The 16722-nt window shown below is 73.2% G+C and carries 13 protein-coding genes; 3 read left to right on the top strand and 10 right to left on the bottom strand.

Annotated elements, in window-relative coordinates:
* Window positions 1-9 precede the first annotated feature (9 nt).
* On the bottom strand, window positions 10-1242 hold the full coding sequence (locus OHS57_RS30770; protein ID WP_328584008.1) for an aminotransferase class I/II-fold pyridoxal phosphate-dependent enzyme: 1233 nt from the start codon (window positions 1240-1242) through the stop codon (window positions 10-12).
* Window positions 1243-1391: 149 nt separating this feature from the next.
* On the opposite strand from OHS57_RS30770, the gene OHS57_RS30765 reads away from it, so the two are divergent.
* The 3 genes from OHS57_RS30765 (at window position 1392) to OHS57_RS30755 (ending at window position 4189) form a co-directional block, all read left to right on the top strand.
* A complete protein-coding gene (locus OHS57_RS30765) occupies window positions 1392-2900 on the top strand; it encodes a bifunctional phosphatase PAP2/diacylglycerol kinase family protein (RefSeq protein ID WP_328584007.1) in 1509 nt (502 codons plus the stop codon).
* Window positions 2901-3004: 104 nt separating this feature from the next.
* Window positions 3005-3814, top strand: coding sequence for a class I SAM-dependent methyltransferase (locus tag OHS57_RS30760; RefSeq protein ID WP_041992641.1), 810 nt, complete (start codon window positions 3005-3007; stop codon window positions 3812-3814).
* Window positions 3815-3838: 24 nt separating this feature from the next.
* Complete coding sequence (locus OHS57_RS30755) at window positions 3839-4189, top strand: VOC family protein (protein ID WP_041992640.1); 351 nt, start codon at window positions 3839-3841, stop codon at window positions 4187-4189.
* A gap of 256 nt (window positions 4190-4445) precedes the next feature.
* Here OHS57_RS30755 and OHS57_RS30750 read toward each other — a convergent pair whose 3' ends face one another.
* The 9 genes from OHS57_RS30750 to OHS57_RS30710 form a co-directional block, all read right to left on the bottom strand.
* Complete coding sequence (locus tag OHS57_RS30750; protein WP_328584006.1) at window positions 4446-6458, bottom strand: DUF5107 domain-containing protein; 2013 nt, start codon at window positions 6456-6458, stop codon at window positions 4446-4448.
* A gap of 124 nt (window positions 6459-6582) precedes the next feature.
* The gene (locus OHS57_RS30745; RefSeq protein WP_328584005.1) at window positions 6583-7485 is read right to left on the bottom strand and encodes an arginase family protein; all 903 of its coding nucleotides are present in this window, start codon (window positions 7483-7485) and stop codon (window positions 6583-6585) included.
* A 32-nt stretch (window positions 7486-7517) separates the two neighbouring features.
* Window positions 7518-8090 carry a GNAT family N-acetyltransferase gene (locus OHS57_RS30740; RefSeq protein WP_041992632.1) on the bottom strand — a complete coding sequence of 191 codons (573 nt, stop codon included), beginning with the start codon at window positions 8088-8090 and terminating at the stop codon, window positions 7518-7520.
* Window positions 8091-8149: 59 nt separating this feature from the next.
* Window positions 8150-9082, bottom strand: a complete 933-nt coding sequence (locus OHS57_RS30735; RefSeq protein ID WP_328584004.1) for a S66 peptidase family protein — start codon at window positions 9080-9082, stop codon at window positions 8150-8152.
* Complete coding sequence (locus OHS57_RS30730; RefSeq protein WP_328584003.1) at window positions 9079-11094, bottom strand: prolyl oligopeptidase family serine peptidase; 2016 nt, start codon at window positions 11092-11094, stop codon at window positions 9079-9081. The genes OHS57_RS30735 and OHS57_RS30730 overlap by 4 nt, the downstream gene beginning before the upstream one ends.
* A gap of 13 nt (window positions 11095-11107) precedes the next feature.
* Window positions 11108-12427, bottom strand: coding sequence for a M20/M25/M40 family metallo-hydrolase (locus tag OHS57_RS30725; protein ID WP_328584002.1), 1320 nt, complete (start codon window positions 12425-12427; stop codon window positions 11108-11110).
* Window positions 12420-13253 (bottom strand): M55 family metallopeptidase, encoded by an 834-nt coding sequence (locus tag OHS57_RS30720; protein WP_328584001.1) that lies wholly within the window; start codon window positions 13251-13253, stop codon window positions 12420-12422. The genes OHS57_RS30725 and OHS57_RS30720 overlap by 8 nt, the downstream gene beginning before the upstream one ends.
* Window positions 13254-13369: 116 nt before the next feature.
* Entirely contained in the window at window positions 13370-14089 is a 720-nt protein-coding gene (locus OHS57_RS30715) for a class I SAM-dependent methyltransferase (RefSeq protein WP_041992616.1), read from the bottom strand.
* Between the two features lie 107 nt (window positions 14090-14196).
* On the bottom strand, window positions 14197-16650 hold the full coding sequence (locus OHS57_RS30710) for an ATP-binding SpoIIE family protein phosphatase (RefSeq protein ID WP_041992613.1): 2454 nt from the start codon (window positions 16648-16650) through the stop codon (window positions 14197-14199).
* Between the last annotated feature and the right edge of the window lie 72 nt (window positions 16651-16722).

The raw sequence follows: 16722 nt of genomic DNA, 5'->3' as shown, positions 1-16722 counted from the left end.
TTCGTCGGGTCAGCGCAGTTCGTCGAAGGCGGCGCCGAGTTCGTCCAGCGCGTGTGCGGCATACGGCAGTTCGAGCGGGGCCGCCGCGGTGAGGGACTCCAGGCGCTGTTCCGGGGTTGCCCCGAGCAGCGGCCCGGTGGACAGCCGTACGCGCAGCGCGCCCAGTTCGTCACCGAAGCGGTGGCCGCCGGGTACGGGTGTCCCGAGCCGCCGGCTCAGATGGCTCTCCAGCTCCATGGAGTCGGACACACCGAGCGCGGCCAGGCGTTCGCGCAGCGGCCCGAGGTCGGCGTAGAGGTGCCGGCCGGCGCGCGGCGGCCTGGCGAGCGCGCCGGAGACGAGCACCGCGTGGTGCGCGGCGACCGCGGCCCGCCCGTACAGCGCGGCCGCTGCCCGCGCCCTGGTCCGTACCGGCTCCGGCTCGTCGAGTGCCCACGCCGCCGCTGCCGCGACGGGCCCGGCGACGAGCGCGCCGAGCGCGGTGAGGATGTCGACGGTCGTGGCGCGCAGCGCGGCGCCGGCGGCGGTCGCCGGGAAGCGGGCGACGGCGGCGGGCCAGGCCGCGGGGGTGAGCGCGCCCGCCGTGTCGCAGATGACGGTGACGTCGTCCGGGAACATCTCGGCCGGGCTGGGCAGGACCGTACCGGCGGACGCGTCCGGCGTCCCCGGTTCGTGCAGGGTGTCGCGCCAGGTCTCGTCGCTGACGATCCGCAGTCCCTCGCCGATCGCGGCCTCGCAGGACTCGCGGACGAGTTCGGGCGGCGCGACGGTACCGGTCGGGTCGTCGGCGGGACAGAGCAGCAGCACCCCGGGGCTGCCGCCCTCGGCGCGCACCCGCCGGACGGTCTCCAGCAGCGCGTACGGGTCGGGCACTCCGCCGCACTCGGCCGGGATCGGCACGTGATAGGCGGCCCGGCCGACGATCCGCGCCTGCGGGGTCCACCAGGCGGGGCAGGGGCGCGGCAGCAGGATGTCCCCGCCGTACGCGGCGAGCAGCGCGAGCAGCAGCGGCTGGCCGCCGGACGCCGCCGCGACCTCGTCCGGATCGCACGGCAGCCCGCGGCGCAGCCAGTAACCGCTCGCCGCCTCGCGCAGCGACCGCCCGCCGCCGGGCGGCTCCGGCCCGGTGCGCCCGGCCGCGGCCGCGCAGACGGCGACCAGTTCGGCGGGGGCGGGGAGCCCGGCGTCGGGGGCGGCGGGCCCGAACCGTACGGGCCCACGGCCCGGCACCGTCCGCCGCATGCCGCCACCTCCCACAGTGAAGTCCCGTGCCCTTTATATGCAGATTCGTGGGGTTTGGCACTCCGTGCTTCCCGGCTCCCGCGCCACCGGGTGCCCGGTCGGCGTACGGCCGCTGCGTGCGGCGCCCACCTGCGGGGTACCCGCGATGCATGTCTGACACCTCTGCCGCGTACCACCAGGCGAGTCCGGAAACCCGCTCCCGGGTCGCCGCCATCCTCACCGACTGGGACACGCGGCTCTTCCGCTCCGTCGCCGACCGGCACTGGCCGGGGGCGGGCCCGGTGCTGCCGCGGCTCACCCGGACCGCCAACCACGGAGTGCTCTGGGTGGGCGTCGCCGCCGGGATCGTCGCCGCCGGGCGCGGGGCGCGCTCGCGGCGGGCGGCGCTGCGCGGGATCGCCTCGCTGGGGCTCGCCTCGGCGGCCATCAACACCGTGGGCAAGCGGGCCGTGCGCCGGCCGCGGCCGGTGCTGGACGTCGTGCCGGTGATACGGCAGCTGAAGCGGCAGCCGATCACCACGTCGTTCCCTTCCGGGCACGCGGCGTCGGCCGCCGCCTTCGCGACGGGCGTCGCCCTGGAGTCCAAGGGCTGGGGCGCCGCCGTGGCGCCGCTGGCCGCTTCCGTCGCCCTGTCCCGGGTCTACACGGGCGTCCACTACCCGAGCGACGTGGTGGTGGGCGCGGCGCTCGGCGTCGGGGCCGCCTTCGCGGTGCGCGGGATCGTACCGACCCGCTCGCAGCTGCCCTCGCCGGGCCGTCCGTACGCCGAGGCGCCCGCGCTGCCGGGCGGCGAGGGTCTGGTGGTCGTGGTGAACCGGGCGTCCGGTTCGGCCGGGCTCGCCACGCTGCTGACCGACGCGCTGCCGCGCGCCGAGGTGGTGGAGTGCGAGCCGCAGGAGGTGCGCGGCGCGCTGGAGAAGGCGGCGGAGCGCTGCCGCGCGCTCGGTGTACTCGGCGGCGACGGGACGATCAACCGGGCGGCCGTCGTGGCCGTGGAGCACGGGCTGCCGCTGGCGGTCTTCCCCGGCGGCACGTACAACCACTTCGCCTACGACCTGGGCATCGAGGACGTCCATGACACCGTCAGGGCGCTGGCGGCGGGTGACGCGGTCCGGGTCGACCTGGGCCGGTTCAGTCCGGGTCTCGGCGGGGCGAAGTCAGGGTTCTTCCTCAACACCTTCAGCCTGGGCGTCTATCCGGAGCTGGTCAGGGAGCGGGAGCGCTGGGCGTCACGGATCGGCGGCTGGCCCGCCGGGGTGCTGGCGGCGGCGAAGGTGCTGCGCGGCGAGCAGCCACTGCACGCGGAGTTCGACGGCAGGAAGCGCGCGCTGTGGATGATGTTCGTGGGCAACGGCATGTATCGCCGGATGGGCCCGACGCCGGGGCACCGGCGCGATCTGGCGGACGGTCTGCTCGACGTACGGATCGTGCACGGCGGCCGGGTGCCGGGCGCACGGCTGCTCGCCGCCGTGCTGGCGGGTCCGCTCAGCCGCTCCCCCGTGCACGCGGCCGAGCGGATGCGCCGGGTGCGGATCGGCGGCATCGCACCGGGGACCCCGCTGGCCTTCGACGGTGAAGTGGCGCCGTCGCCCGGGGAGTTGCTGATCGACAAGGTCAACGAGGCGCTGATGGTCTACCGGCCGCAGATCCTGCCCTGACCGCGTTCGCCGATCAGCCGGCTGACCACATCGTGAGATTGGGGTCTCAGTATTCAACATGGCGGCGTAGCGTGACCTCATCACGCCACGAGAAGGAGTCGGCCATGCCGAAGGAGACCGCCGTCTACACGCACGGGCACCACGAGTCGGTGCTGCGCTCGCACACCTGGCGCACCGCCGCCAACTCGGCCGCGTACCTCGTGCCCGAACTCCGGCCGGGCCAGGACGTGCTGGACGTCGGCTGCGGCCCCGGCACGATCACAGCCGACCTGGCGGCGCTGGTCGCGCCCGGCACGGTGACGGCGGTCGACGCCGCCGAGGACGTCCTGGCGAAGGCCAGGGAAGCCGCGGAGGCGGCGGGCGTGACCAACGTCCGTTTCGCGGTCGCCGATGTCCACGCACTGGACTTCCCCGACGACTCCTTCGACGTCGTCCACGCCCACCAAGTCCTGCAGCACGTCGGCGACCCGGTACAGGCGCTGCGCGAGATGCGCCGGGTGTGCAGGCCCGGCGGGATCGTGGCGGCCCGCGACTCGGACTACGGCGCCTTCGCGTGGTTCCCGGAGATCCCCGTGCTCGACGGCTGGCTGGAGCTCTACCGCACGGTGGCCCGCGCCAACGGCGGCGAGCCGGACGCCGGGCGGCGGATCCTGTCCTGGGCCCGGCAGGCCGGCTTCACCGACATCACCCCGACCGCGGGGACCTGGTGTTTCGCCACCCCGGACGACCGGGCCTGGTGGAGCGGGCTGTGGGCGGACCGTACGGTCGCCTCCAGCTACGCGGACATCGCGGTCAACGGCGGGCACGCCACCCACGAGCGGCTGACGGAGATCGCCGCGGCCTGGCGCGAGTGGGGCGCGAACCAGGACGGCTGGTTCATGACACCGCACGGCGAGATCCTCTGCCGGGCGTGAGCCAGGCCAACTAATGTGATCGCCATGGAAATCCTGGGAACCACGCTGCGCATCTGCGTCGACGACCTGGAGACCTCGGTCGCGTTCTACGAACGGCTCACAGCGACGCGCGCGCTGCGGTTCGAGCGCGGTGGGGTCTCGGTCGCGGCCGTCTCCTGCTTCTTGCTGATGAGCGGCCCCGCCGAGGAGATCGACGTGCTGCGCAAAGTGACCGCCACGATCGCCGTGAAGGACCTGGACCACGCGTTCACCACCCTCACGGCGGTCGGCGCCAAGGTCCTCGTCGGACCGGTGCCGACCCCCGTGGGGCGCAACCTGATCGCCGTCCACCCGGACGGCTCGGTCTTCGAGTACGTGGACCGCAACGGGGCGTAGTGCCGTGACCGGCACCGGGTGCCCATGACGGAGCGCCCCGCCGCGTGGCCGGTCGCACGTACCGAGGACCGGCACGCGCCCTAGGTCGTGTCCGGGCCGTCTCGTCTGGCTCGCGATGCCCGGCACGCACGCTCGCGGCGTTGCCGACCTGCCCAAGTAGCTCCGCTACAAGGGCACATCGGCGCCTTGCGATCGCACGCACCAGCCCCCGCGAGCCCCGCCCAAAGGGCGGACGACGATACTTCGCGGACACTCCCTAGTGCCCGTCCCGGCCGTCCGGGCCTTCCGGGCCTTCCGGGCCGTCCTGCGGTCGCATCCGGAACTCGTAGGCGTCAGGCAGCGGATCGTCGGTGAGCGCTGCCCACACCTCGCTCAGCGTCTCGGCGCCCTCCCGCAGGTCGGCCACCTCGAACCCGGCGTCGAACAGCGCACGCGCCGCGGCCTTGTCGCCCTCGGCGAGCAGCAGTTGGGCCTCGACGAAGCGGAAGGCGCCGCGCCGGCGCACCGCGGGCGGCAGCCGGTCGAAGACCCGGCGTGCCTCGGCCGCCCGGCCCACGGCCAGCAGCGCCGCCATCGCCTCGCGGCCGAGCGCGGCCGTCGCTGCCGTCCAGCCGGGGCCGTCGTCGCGGCGCTGCTCGCACAGGTCGTCGAACGCCTCGGCGTACTGGTCGGCCGCGCGTGCCGTGTTGCCGCCCCGCTGGTCGGCGGCGGCCAGACAGCGCAGCAACGGCCAGCGCGCGGGCGCCAGTTTGAGGCCGCGCTCCCAACTCCGCACCGCCTGGGCGAGATCGCCCGCGTGCCACTGCGCGACCCCGAGGTGGTACTCGGTGAGCGGCTCGGCGGGCGCCGTCTCCAGCATGTCGCGCCAGTGCGGCGCGACGAGCGTCGGGCCCGGCGGGGCCGGCGTGCGCTGCTCGGGCAGCGCGCCGCCCGCCAACAGCTCTGCCCACGGGGCCTGTTCGGCGCCGAGCGTCGACGGGTCGAAGGGCGTGCCGGGCAGCTGACGGCCCGTCCGCAGCGTCTCCAGCGCGCCCCAGCCCGAGCCCGTCGCCAGCCGTTCGCCCGGTTCGGCGTCGGCGTACGGCAGCCATGCCCGGTACGCCGCTTCGACGTCGGCGCGCGGGAAGGCCGCTTCGAGCCGGTCCGCCACCTCGGCGCGTGCCGCGCCCCAGTCCGCCCCGTGGACGAGGTCCGGGTCGGTTTCGAGCGGGCCGTACACCTCCAGCCAGCTGAATTCCCCGCCGCCTTCGAGCCGTACATGCTCCAGTTGGGTGCGGGCGAGGCCCGCCTGGATCTCCGCGTAGCCGGTCGTGCCCGGTTCGGTGAGCCAGCGCTGCCAGCGCCGGCCGCCGGTGCCCGCGCCCCAGACGAACAGCTTCCTGCCGCGCAGCACATCGGTCGAGGTCTGGACGAGCCCCTGCCCCGCGCCGTCGAGGGAGGCGATCCACTTCCGCTCGTCGGCCGGCACCTCGTAGAAGTAGTCGGCGGGGAACTCACCGCGCAGCGGGTACGTACGGTCGGCGCCCCGGAACTCGGGTACGGGGACCCGGCGCAGGCTGCGTTCGTAGCCGAAGTGCCAGGCCTCGTCGGCGGGGGCGAGCACCCGGGTGTGCTCGTTCTCCTCGACGGCGATGTTGGACCACCAGTACACCGGCGCGGGACGGTCGTGCGGGTTGCGGATCCGGACGCCGACCCGGAGGAAGGCGGCGTCGTCGGGGAGCCACAGGTCCACCTGGAACGGCAGGTCCCGCAGCCGCTCCCACTCCCAGAGCCGGAGCATCTGCCCGCCGTCGGGCGCGGGCACGACAGCGGCGTGCAGCGGGGCGCAGGAGAGCGTGGTGTGGCCGGTCGCGCCGATGTTCCATTCGATGCCGCCGGAGAACCATGCGCCGTTCAGCGCGAAGCAGGCGGGCTGCAGCACCGGGTTGCGGTAGAGCAGTTCGCGGCCGGTCGGCTTGTGGAGGAGCGACTGGATCCGGCCGCCGAGCCCCGGCAGGACCGTCACCCGCAGGTGCTCGTTCTCGATAACGATCGTGTCGATGCCGGTCTCGGCGCGGTCGCGTCCGTACCCGTCGAGGACCCGTACGGGCAGCAGGGTGCGCAGCGGTTCGTAGCCGATCTGCCGGGCCATGTCGCGCGGCAGGTCCGCCTTGTCGCGCTCGTCGATCGTGTGCGTCTCGTCGAGGGGCCGCAGGGCGGGCAGCGGGTTCTCCGGCCCGACGGGGGCGGCGGGCAGGGTCAGTACGGCACGTCGCACAGTCGTGGCCATGGCAGCCTCGCTTTCGTCCGCGGGCGGCCGGCGGCTCCGTTTCGGCCGGTGGCCCGTCGACCATGGAACACGTTGACCGCCGCACTGACCAGGGGCCCCAGAGGTTTGAACCGCGGGACAGGCGTCAGTCCTTGTCGTCGCCGAAGGCTCCCACGATGACATCGGTGAACATGGCGCCCGCGCTGCCGTCCGGGTCGAGGTCCGGGTCGTAGATGGTCACGTTCAGTCCGACGCAGCGCTCGGAGCGCACCAGGGTGCGCAGCAGCACGGCGAGTTCGTCCGGCAGGAGGCCGCCCGCGTCGGGGGCGTCGACCGCCGGCATCACCGCGGGGTCGAGGACGTCGGCGTCGAGATGCACCCAGAATCCGTCGGTGGCGGGCGTCTCCAGGGTCCGCAGAACGCCGGCGGCCATCTCGGCCACGCCCCATTGGCGCATCTCGCCCACGGACACGGTCGGGATACGCAGCCGGGCCAGCTCGGCGCGGTCCGTGTCCTCGTCGCGGATGCCGAGCAGCCGTACGTCCTCGTCGCGCAGATAGGGGCGCAGCCCCTCCAGGTCGGCGAGGTCGTCCTGACCGCGTCCGGTGGAGATGGCCAGTTCCTCGCCGCCCGCCGCGCCGACCGCGGCCGAGTTGCCCGGGTGCCGGAAGTCGGCGGATCCGTCGATGGCGGCCAGGCCGTAGCGGCCGATCCGGCGCAGCGCGAGCGAGGCGCCGAGCTGGATCGAGCAGTCACCGCCCAGCACCACCGGGAAGTCACCGCTCCTGACATGGCGCTCGATCCGGTCGGCGAGCCGGGGGGTGTACGCGGCGATGGCGGCGGCGTTGAACACCCCGTCGCCCTCCTGCCAGTCGCCGCGGTCGTAGCGCGGCGGGACGACGACACCGCCCTCGAAGGCACCGAGCCGCTGGACGATGCGCTGCTCGCGCAGGGCTCCCGCGAGCTTGTAGCAGCCGGGCACCGTCCCGGGCGCCGGGGGCCGCAGCCCCAGGTTGGAGGGCGCGTCGATCACCACGACAGGAGCCATACCGATCATTCTCGCCGGGTACGGTCCGTCCCTCAAGCGGATTGCGGACCTGCGGTGACCGCCCAGCGTTCGTGGTCGCGCCAGGCGCCGTGGATGTACAGGAAGTCCGGCGAGTAGCCCTCCAGGCGGAATCCCGCACGCCGGACGAACGCGATGGAACGGGTGTTGGCGGGCTGGATGTTGGCTTCGAGACGGTGCAGTCCGAGCGGGCCGAAGGCGTGCCGCATCACCAGGGCCAGCCCTTCCGACATCAGGCCCTGGCCCGCCGCGTGGGCAAACGCGCCGTAGCCGATGGCCCCGCTGCGGAAGGCTCCTCTGACGATGTTGTTCACGTTCACGTACCCGGCGATCCGGCCGTCGGAGCGGGAGCAGACGAGATAACCGGCGGCGCCTCCGACGCCGGCCGGGCCGCCCGCGCCGGACGGGCCGGTGAACCGGCTCACGTACGTGGCGAACGCCTCGGCGTCGTCGGGCGGGAAGAGCCAGGGGTGGTGCAGCGCCTTGCTCTCCCGGGCGAGCGCGGTGAACTCCTCGGCGTCCTCGGACCGGTAGGGACGGATGACCGCGCGCGGACCCGCGCCGAGCTGGGTGGTGGTTTCGGGCATCCCGCCAGCTTAACCAACACCCCGTCCGGACGGCTTGAGGAGCCGGACGGCTTGAGGAGTCAGATCAGCGCCGGGACGTCCAGGGTGAGGGTGGCGCTGTCCGCGTCGAGGACGCCGGGGACGCCCAGTGGCATGGTCAGATTCGTCTCGCCGTGGCCGAAGCCCAGCTCCTCGACGACCGGCACCCCCAGGCCGCCGAGCCGGTCCAGGAGCAGGGCGCGGACCTCCTCGTACGGGCCGCACTGCGCCCAGGAGCCGAGGCCGATGCCCGCGACACCGTCCAGCCAGCCGGAGCGCAGCAGCTGGGTGAGGATCCGGTCGAGCCGGTACGGCTCCTCGCCGACGTCCTCGATCAGCAGCAGCCCGCCCGCCGCGCCGCCCCGCGCGTGCGGGGTGCCCAGGTCGGCGGCGAGCAGGCTGACGCAGCCGCCGAGCGTGACACCGGCCGCCCGGCCGGGGACGAGTCCGCGGGCCGTCCCCAGCCCCAGGGTCCGTACCGACTCGGGCTCGAACAGCGTGGCGCGCAGCGACTCCTGGGTCGCGGCGTCCTTGAGGAAGGTCACGGCCGCCGTCATCGGACCGTGCAGGGTGACCAGCCCGAGCCGGGTGGCGAACGCCTCGTGCAGGGCGGTGACGTCGCTGTAGCCGACGAAGACCTTGGGGCCGGCGGCCCGCATGGCGGACCAGTCGAGCAGCTCGGCCATGCGCTGCACGCCGTAGCCGCCGCGTGCGCAGAACACGGCGGAGACGGACGGGTCGCACCACGCCTCGGTCAGGTCGCGTGCGCGGTCCTGGTCGGTGCCCGCGAGGTAGTCGAACCGGGGGTGGGTGTCGAGGACATGGGGCGCGACGACCGGGTCGAGGTCCCAGCCGCGCAGGATGTCCAGGCCGCTCTGCAGCCGCTCCTCGGGCAGCGGTCCGCTGGGCGCCACGACGGCGACCTTGTCGCCCGCGCGCAGCCGGGCCGGCCGGGTCAGTGGGATGACGGTCACTTGCGCAGCTCCAGTCGCGGGACGTCCGGGCGGTCGAAGCCGAACGTCTGTGCGTACAGGGACAGTTCGGCTTCGAGGGAGCGGATCAGGGTGTCCCGCATCCGGAAGCCGTGGCCCTCGCCCTCGAAGGCGATGTACGCGTGCGGTACGCCTTTGCCCTCGATCGCCGCGAGGAAGCGGTCGCACTGGACGGGCGGGCAGATCACGTCGTCCAGGCCCTGGAGCAGCAGGAACGGCGCGCTGACCCGGTCGACGAGGTGCACGGGTGAGCGGTCGCGGTAGCGGTCGGGGACCTCGGCGAGCGGTCCGATCAGGGATTCCAGATAGCGCGACTCGAAGTCGTGCGTCCCGTCGGCGGCCCAGTCGGCGAGATCGAGGATGGGGTAGAGGATCGTGCCGCAGGCGTAGACGTCGCTGGTCGTCAGGGACGCCGCTGTCGTCCAGCCGCCGGCACTGCCGCCGCGTACGGCGAGCCTGGCGGGGTCGGCGCTGCCTTCGGCGGCCAGCGCCTCGGCGACGGCCGCGCAGTCCTCGACGTCCACGACGCCCCACTGCTCGCGCAGCCGTTCCCGGTACTCCCGTCCGTAGCCGGTGGAGCCGCCGTAGTTGACCTCGGCGACGCCGATGCCGCGTGAGGTGAAGTAGGCGATCTCCAGGTCGAGGACGAGCGGGGTGCGGCTGGTGGGGCCGCCGTGCGCCCACATCACGAACGGCGGCAGCTCACCGTCGGGCGCGGTGTGGGTGGGGCTGTGCGGCAGGTGCACATGGGCGTGGATCTCCCGGCCGCCGGGCCCGGTGAAGACCCGCGACTCGGGCCGGGAGTAGTACGCGGGGTCGACGGGATCGTGGTGCGGCGAGCCGATCACCCGGGAATGGCCGGTGAGCGTGTCGAGTTCGACGATCTCGAAGCCGGTGTGGGCTCCGGCGGCGACGCCGATCACCCGACTGTCCTGGACGGCGAGGGTGGAGGCCCATTCCGTCCAGGGCCCGACGGCGTCGACCAGTTCGCCGCTCTCCGGGTCGAGGATGCCCAGCGCGTTGGCGCCGGTGCCGTGGATGACGGCGATCAGCCCGTTGCGCAGCGGGTGGAACCACTGGAGGCCGATCTTCCACAGCGGCCCGCCGAACTCCTCGGCGCCGCGCGGGGACAGGACCGTGGCGGCGAGCGGCCCGGCACCGACGGCGGGTGCGGCGAGGGCGTCGGGGCGGATCCGCTGGAGCTGCCACCAGTTGTCGGGGTCGGAGACGAACAGCAGCGAACCGTCCGGCGCCCAGTCCACCTGCGCGACGGACTCGCCGGTCCCGCCCGCGACGGACCTGACGCCGGTGAAGGGACCGGCCCCGCCGGCCTCGCCGAGCATCACCTCCGTACCGTCCCAGGGCATCCGGGGGTGGTCCCAGGCGAGCCAGGCGACCCGCAGGCCGTCCGGGGACAGCCGGGGCCCGGTGACGAAGTGGTGCCGGTCGTCGGAGAGTTCACGCACGGCCGTACGGTCGTCGGCCGCCGAACCGTCGAGCGGTACGGCGGCGATCACCCGCCGTACGTCCGTGGGCAGTTCGCCGGTGAACTCCTCCAGCACGCACCAGACCTCGCCGCGCTCGGACCTGAGCACCGGGTCGACCCAGCGCAGCCCGCCGCCGGTCGGCGACAGCGGGGTGAGCGGCCGGGGCTCGGCGGCTGCCGCCGGCTCGTACACGTACAGCCGCTGGTCGGGGAAGTGCACGAAGACGACGAGCGGGCCGCCGTCGGGGCGCGCCTGCGCCGCCCAGGGGGCGCCGCCGTACTCGATGACCCGGCTGCGTACGTTCCACGGGGCCGGCAGCACCGGCTCCTCGTGTCCTTCGGCCGTCCGGCGCACCAGCGCGCGCCTGCCGCCCTCGGCGGGGCGTGGCTCGGTCCACCACACCTCGTCGCCCACCGCCCCGACGAATTCGGGGCGGCCGTCGTGCGAGGCGGCCAGTGCGGCGTCGATCGGCGAGGGCCACGTTCCGTAGGCGCCCGTGGTCAGCATGTGGCGGCTCTCCCTATGCGGTCTGCAGATAGTGGTCGAGGACCCGGACGCCGAAGTGCAGCGCGGAGACGGGTACCCGTTCGTCGACGCCGTGGAAGAGCGCCTGGTAGTCGAAGCCCGGTGGCAGCTTGAGCGGCGAGAAGCCGTAGCCGGTGATGCCGAGCCGGGAGAACTGCTTGGCGTCCGTGCCGCCCGACATGCAGTACGGCACGGTGTGCGCGCCGGGGTCGAAGCGCTCAACGGCGGCGCGCAGTTTGGCGAACGTCGGCGAGTCGACCGGGGCCTGGAGCGCGATCTCCTTGTGGTGGAACTCCCACTCCACGTCGGGTCCGGTCAGCCGGTCCAGGGTGGCGCGGAACTCCTCCTCGCCGCCCGGCACCATCCGCCCGTCGACCAGCGCCGTCGCCTGTCCCGGGATGACGTTGACCTTGTAGCCGGCTTCGAGGACGGTCGGGTTGGCGCTGTTGCGTACGGTCGGCTCGACGAGCGCCGCCGCGGGGCCGAGCTTGCCGAGCAGCCCGTCCGTGTCGAAGTCCGGCGCCTCGACGTCGGCCTCGATGCCGTGCAGCGCGGCGAGTTCCCGCAGGGCCGCCCGCACGGTCGGGGTGAGCCTGACCGGCCATTCGTACTCGCCGATCCTGGCAATGGCCGCTGCGAGCCTGCTGACCGCGTTGGCCCGGTTCACCTTCGAGCCGTGGCCCGCCTTGCCGTGCGCGGTGAGCTTCAGCCAGCCGGTGCCCCGCTCGCCCGCGGCGATCGGGTAGAGCGCCATGCCGGGGCCCGCGTGGAAGGTGAAGGCGCCGGACTCGCTGATGCCTTCCGTGCAGCCGTCGAACAGCGCGGGGTGGTGGTCGGCGAGGAAGCCCGAGCCGTCGACGGCGCTGGCCTCCTCGTCCGCGGTGTAGGCGATGACGATGTCCCGGCGCGGCCTGATCCCTTCCCTGGCCCAGGCGCGGACGACGGCGAGGACCATCGCGTCCATGTTCTTCATGTCGATGGCGCCGCGCCCCCACACCACGCCGTCCTTGACCTCACCGGAGAAGGGGTGCACCGACCAGTCGGCGGGTTCGGCGGGGACGACGTCCAGATGGCCGTGGACGAGGAGCGCCTCGGCCGAGGGGTCGGTGCCCTCGATCCTGGCGACCACGTTGGTGCGGCCCGGGGTCCGTTCGAGAAGCGTGGGTTCGATGCCGGCGCCGGCGAGGCGCTCGGCCACATATTCGGCCGCCGGACGTTCCCGGCAGTCGCCGCTCCCTCGGTTGGTGGTGTCGATACGGATGAGCTCGGAGGTGAAGGTGACCACCTCGTCCAGCGCCGTCTGCATGTCAGCCATACTGCTCCTCCACCGCGGACGAGACGATCGTGGTGACCGCCTTGAACGTGCGAATGCCCTCATACATCGTCCCGCTCGTGTACGCGACACGCCGTTCGCCGCTGGGGGTCACCCCTGGGACGACGGTGGCGGCCGCCGCGAGATGCGCGGCGTCGAACTCCAGCTCCACGGTGAAGGTCTTGCCGGTCACCGGCTCATGACGCACGGCCAGCGCCGTCGCCTCCTTCGCGGCGGCGCGGATGTCGGCCGCCGTACGCGCCGGGGTGCGGCAGACGGCCGCGTAGCGCGAGACATGGTCCTTGACCGCGACGCTCCGGGCCCGCGGTGCGTAGCCCGCGGCGTCCTCGCAGGTCAGGTCGTCACCGGTGACGAGCACCACCGGGACGCCGTACTCGGCCACGACATGGGCGTTGAGCAGCCCCTCGCTGGCCCGGACGCCGTTGAGCCAGACGCCGGTGATGGAGTTGGCGAGGTAGGTGTGAGCAAGGACACCTTCGGTGCCCGCGCCGGTGTGATAGCCGACGAACGCGATCCCGTCCACGTCCCCGTGCTGGACGCCTTCGACCATGGAGAGCGACTTGTGACGGCCCGTGAGCATCTGGACGCGGTCGTCGAGGCGCTCCAGGAGCAGATTGCGCATGCTCCAGTGCGCCTCGTTGACCAGCACCTCATCCGCGCCGCCGTCGAGGAAGCCGAGCGCTGCCGCGTTCACGTCCGAGGTGAACAAGGAGCGGCAGCGCTCCCACTGGGGTGTGCCGGGCAGGACGTCGGCCGGCCAGGTCACACCGGTCGCGCCCTCCATGTCGGCGCTGATGAGGATCTTCATGGCGGAAACCGTACGCGCCCCGGTGTGGCCGATCCAGCCCTGTGGAAAACTAACGGTGGTCTAGACCTCTAATGCGACCCGCACGGCCCACGACCAGCGCCTTCACCACCGCCGGCTCACTCGCGGGCGAGAACGAACCACCGGGCCGGCAGATCGATCCTGGTGCCGTCCGGCAGCCGTTCCGTCATCGGCAGCGCCGTGTCCCCGCTCGCCAGGATCCGCAGGCCCGCCGCGCGCAGCAGCTCCGGCACCTCCTCGTCCGCCGCGCCGGCCGGCTTGAGGCCGTGCTCGAAGACCCGGCGCAGCTTGGCGGGCGGTCCGCCCGGCGACTCGGCGGCGCCTTTGAGCACGCCCTGCGCGGCCGGGGTGAGTTCGACCACAAACGCCCGGCCTTTCACGCCGAGCAGCCCGGCCACGGCCGCAGCGACGGCCGGCCGGTCCTGCGGCTCGCTCTGATGGATCACGGCCCGCATGTAGACGTTCGTGTCGCCGGTGCGCTCCCCCAGCGCCCGGACCGCTTCGGCGTCGACCAGATCGAGCTGTTCGTACTCGGCGGCCTTCTCCGGGTCGGCGCGGCGGGCGTGTTCGACCGCCGCGTCCGACAGGTCGACCCCGATGGCCCGGGCGAAGAGGGTGGCGAGATAGCGCGTCTGCGTGCCACTGCCGCAGCCGAGGTCGACCACGGGCAGCGCGGTGTCGGCGTGCGGCAGCAGCAGTTCGCTGTGCGGGACGGCGGAGAGGCCGGCTTCCGCGTCCCACATCGCCTCGCCCGGCGCGTCCGAGGTCGTCCGCCAGAAACCTTCCCATGACTCCCGGTAGCGCTCCGAGACGTCCATACGGCCTCCCATGTCTGGTTGTGAGGCACCGGACTACCGTCGCCGCCGGGCGCCGGGCAAGTGGGCGGGGGCCACTCGGCTCAGACGTTCGACCCGAAACGTACTTTTTACGCCAGAGCCTGCTCGAACCACACCGTCTTGCCGTGGGTACCGGTGCTGCTGCCCCACTCCCTGGCGAGTCTGCTGACCACCCGCAGCCCACGGCCGATCTCGTCGTCCGCCCCCGCGTCCCGCAGGGCGGCGGGCGCCGGTTCGTCGTCGGTGACTTCGCAGAGCAGGGCGTCGGTACGCACCAGACGCAGCCCGATATGGCGGCACTTGCCGTGGTGCACGGCGTTGGTGACCAGCTCGCTGACGAGCAGTTCGGCGGTCTCCACCGCTTCCGGCAGCTCCCAGTCCAGCAGTCTGCCGTGCACCAGCCGACGGGCGCGGGCCACCTCCCGTGGATCCAGGGCCAGTTGCCACTCGGCCACGTCGTCGGCCGGAATGCCGTTCAGCCTCGCCATCAGCAGGGCCACGTCGTCGTCGCGCCCTTCCCTGGTGTTCAGGGCGCGGATGATCGTGTCGCAGGCGGTGTCCATCGAGGCGGCGGGATGGGCGGCGTGCTCGCACAGGGCGGCGAGCCCTTCCCCGATGTCCTGGCCGCGCACCTCGACCAGACCGTCCGTGCACAGCACGAGCCGGTCGCCGGGCGCCACCGAGTAGGTCGCCGTCTCGAAGGCGACACCGCCGACGCCGATGGGCGCACCGGTCGGCGGGTCGAGCAGTTCGGCGCAGCCGTCGGCGGCGCGTACCAACACCGGGGGGATATGGCCCGCGTTGGCGATCTGCAGCTCGGACCTGATCGGGTCGTACACCGCATACAGACAGGTGGCCAGATAACGCTCGCCGAGCCGCTGCGCCAAGTCGTCGAGATTACGCAGCAGTTGGGCGGGCGGCAGCTCCATCGTCGCCATCGTCTGGACGGCGGTGCGCAGCTGGCCCATCATCGCGGCCGAGTTGAGCCCGTGGCCCATCACGTCACCGACCACGAACGCCGTGCGTGAGCCGGGGAGTTTGACGGAGTCGAACCAGTCGCCGCCTATCCGGCCGAGCCGGGTGCCGGGCAGGTAGCGAGTGGCGATGTCGCAGCCCGCCATGTGCGGGGCGACCGTCGGCAGCATGCTGTCCTGCAGTGTCTCGGCGACATTCTCCTGGTGGGTGTACATCCGGGCGTTGTCGAGCACGAGCCCCGCCCTGGCGGCGAGTTCGGCGCCGGTCGTCCGGTCCATGTCGTCGAACGGCGCACGGTCGCTGCGGCGCATCAGCACCATGAAGCCGAGCACCACGTCGCGCGCCTTCAGTGGTACGAGCAGCAGGGAGCGGTTGTTGATCAGCGGCCGCAGGTCCCGTTTCTCGAACTCCCCGGAGATACGGTCCCCTTGCTCCTCGCTGAGCCGGGGGATCAGTACCGGTTCGCCGGTGACCATGCACTGGAAGAACGGTGTGTGCCGGGGGAAGGCGATGGCCTCGCCGACCGGGACCGTGTCGTCCCAGCGGCCCGGTTCGTCGTTGTGTTCGACCCAGACCCGGTGCCAGACGGTGCTCTCGTCCGGCACCCCCTCGGGGAACCCCTCGCCCGCCAGTACGGCCGCCCGCAGATGTGTGCCGGCGAAGTCGGTGAACCGGGGCACGGCGGCGCTGGTCACCTCCCGGATGGTGCGTTCCAGGTCGAGCGAGGACCCGATGCGTCCGCTGATCTCGTTCAGGAACTCCAACCGCTCACGGACGGCGGCGTATTCGAGATCCGTCTCCGGTCGGGGCGCCGGCCGTCGCGTGGCGGCGGCCGGCCCGGCGAAATCCGGCCCCGCACCGGCCTGCCCGGCACCCGGCTGTCCCGCGCCCGCACGCGCGGCGCCCTGCCGGCCGTCCGGCCGCTGTGGCACTCCCCAGTCCGGGGTGACGGGCACCTGGGCGTGCCGGCTGAACTCCAGCACCGGATAGCCCAGTTCGAGGACCTGCGAGGTGATGCGGGTGGCCTCGGCGGGGCCCATGTTCGGCAGGATGTCCGGCAGCCTTCTGGCCAGCCCGTTCCCGTCGGGGAACTCGGTGTGCGCGGCGAAACCGGGCGTGATCCGCTGGGCCGCCGCGTCCTCCCCGGTCGTCCCGCCGCTGAACTGCCGCGCGTCGGCGGCCAGTACGAGATGGCGCCCCGTGCCGGGGCCGACCAGCGGGTAGGACCACCAGAGCACGTCGAGCGGATCCCGGCCGGGCTCGGAGACCTTCGCCCGCCCCGCCGTGGGGTAGGCCGCGCGTCCGTGCAGCTCGGGACCCAGCTCGTCGGCCGCGTCGTACAGGCCGTGGACCAGCCCGTGTTCGTCGTCGGCGAAGGCTCCGGAGACCGGCATCAGGTCGCCGGCCTGCTGACCGACCGCCTCTTCCTTGGAATGGCCGAAAAGTCTCCGTGCGCCGGTGGACCAGTGCGACACCTGGCCGTCCGCGTCCACGACGACCACGGCGAGCGGAATCCGGCCGGCCGCGGCGAACTGCTGCGGCAAGCCCGGCGGAAAGCCACTGTCCATGGGTGGAAGGCTCCTTCCATGCCGCCAGGATCTGCGGCTTCACCCACCACGGTACGGCCCTGCACACGCGAT

It is taken from the genome of Streptomyces sp. NBC_00370, assembly GCF_036084755.1.
Taxonomy (GTDB): domain Bacteria; phylum Actinomycetota; class Actinomycetes; order Streptomycetales; family Streptomycetaceae; genus Streptomyces.
This window is presented reverse-complemented; position numbering and strand designations above follow the sequence as displayed.

Coding starts and splice junctions, on each gene's coding strand:
- OHS57_RS30770 (WP_328584008.1), bottom strand. CDS start 1,242: ATGCGGCGGACGGTGCCGGGCCGTGGGCCCGTACGGTTCGGGCCCGCC.
- OHS57_RS30765 (WP_328584007.1), top strand. CDS start 1,392: ATGTCTGACACCTCTGCCGCGTACCACCAGGCGAGTCCGGAAACCCGC.
- OHS57_RS30760 (WP_041992641.1), top strand. CDS start 3,005: ATGCCGAAGGAGACCGCCGTCTACACGCACGGGCACCACGAGTCGGTG.
- OHS57_RS30755 (WP_041992640.1), top strand. CDS start 3,839: ATGGAAATCCTGGGAACCACGCTGCGCATCTGCGTCGACGACCTGGAG.
- OHS57_RS30750 (WP_328584006.1), bottom strand. CDS start 6,458: ATGGCCACGACTGTGCGACGTGCCGTACTGACCCTGCCCGCCGCCCCC.
- OHS57_RS30745 (WP_328584005.1), bottom strand. CDS start 7,485: ATGGCTCCTGTCGTGGTGATCGACGCGCCCTCCAACCTGGGGCTGCGG.
- OHS57_RS30740 (WP_041992632.1), bottom strand. CDS start 8,090: ATGCCCGAAACCACCACCCAGCTCGGCGCGGGTCCGCGCGCGGTCATC.
- OHS57_RS30730 (WP_328584003.1), bottom strand. CDS start 11,094: ATGCTGACCACGGGCGCCTACGGAACGTGGCCCTCGCCGATCGACGCC.
- OHS57_RS30725 (WP_328584002.1), bottom strand. CDS start 12,427: ATGGCTGACATGCAGACGGCGCTGGACGAGGTGGTCACCTTCACCTCC.
- OHS57_RS30720 (WP_328584001.1), bottom strand. CDS start 13,253: ATGAAGATCCTCATCAGCGCCGACATGGAGGGCGCGACCGGTGTGACC.
- OHS57_RS30715 (WP_041992616.1), bottom strand. CDS start 14,089: ATGGACGTCTCGGAGCGCTACCGGGAGTCATGGGAAGGTTTCTGGCGG.
- OHS57_RS30710 (WP_041992613.1), bottom strand. CDS start 16,650: ATGGACAGTGGCTTTCCGCCGGGCTTGCCGCAGCAGTTCGCCGCGGCC.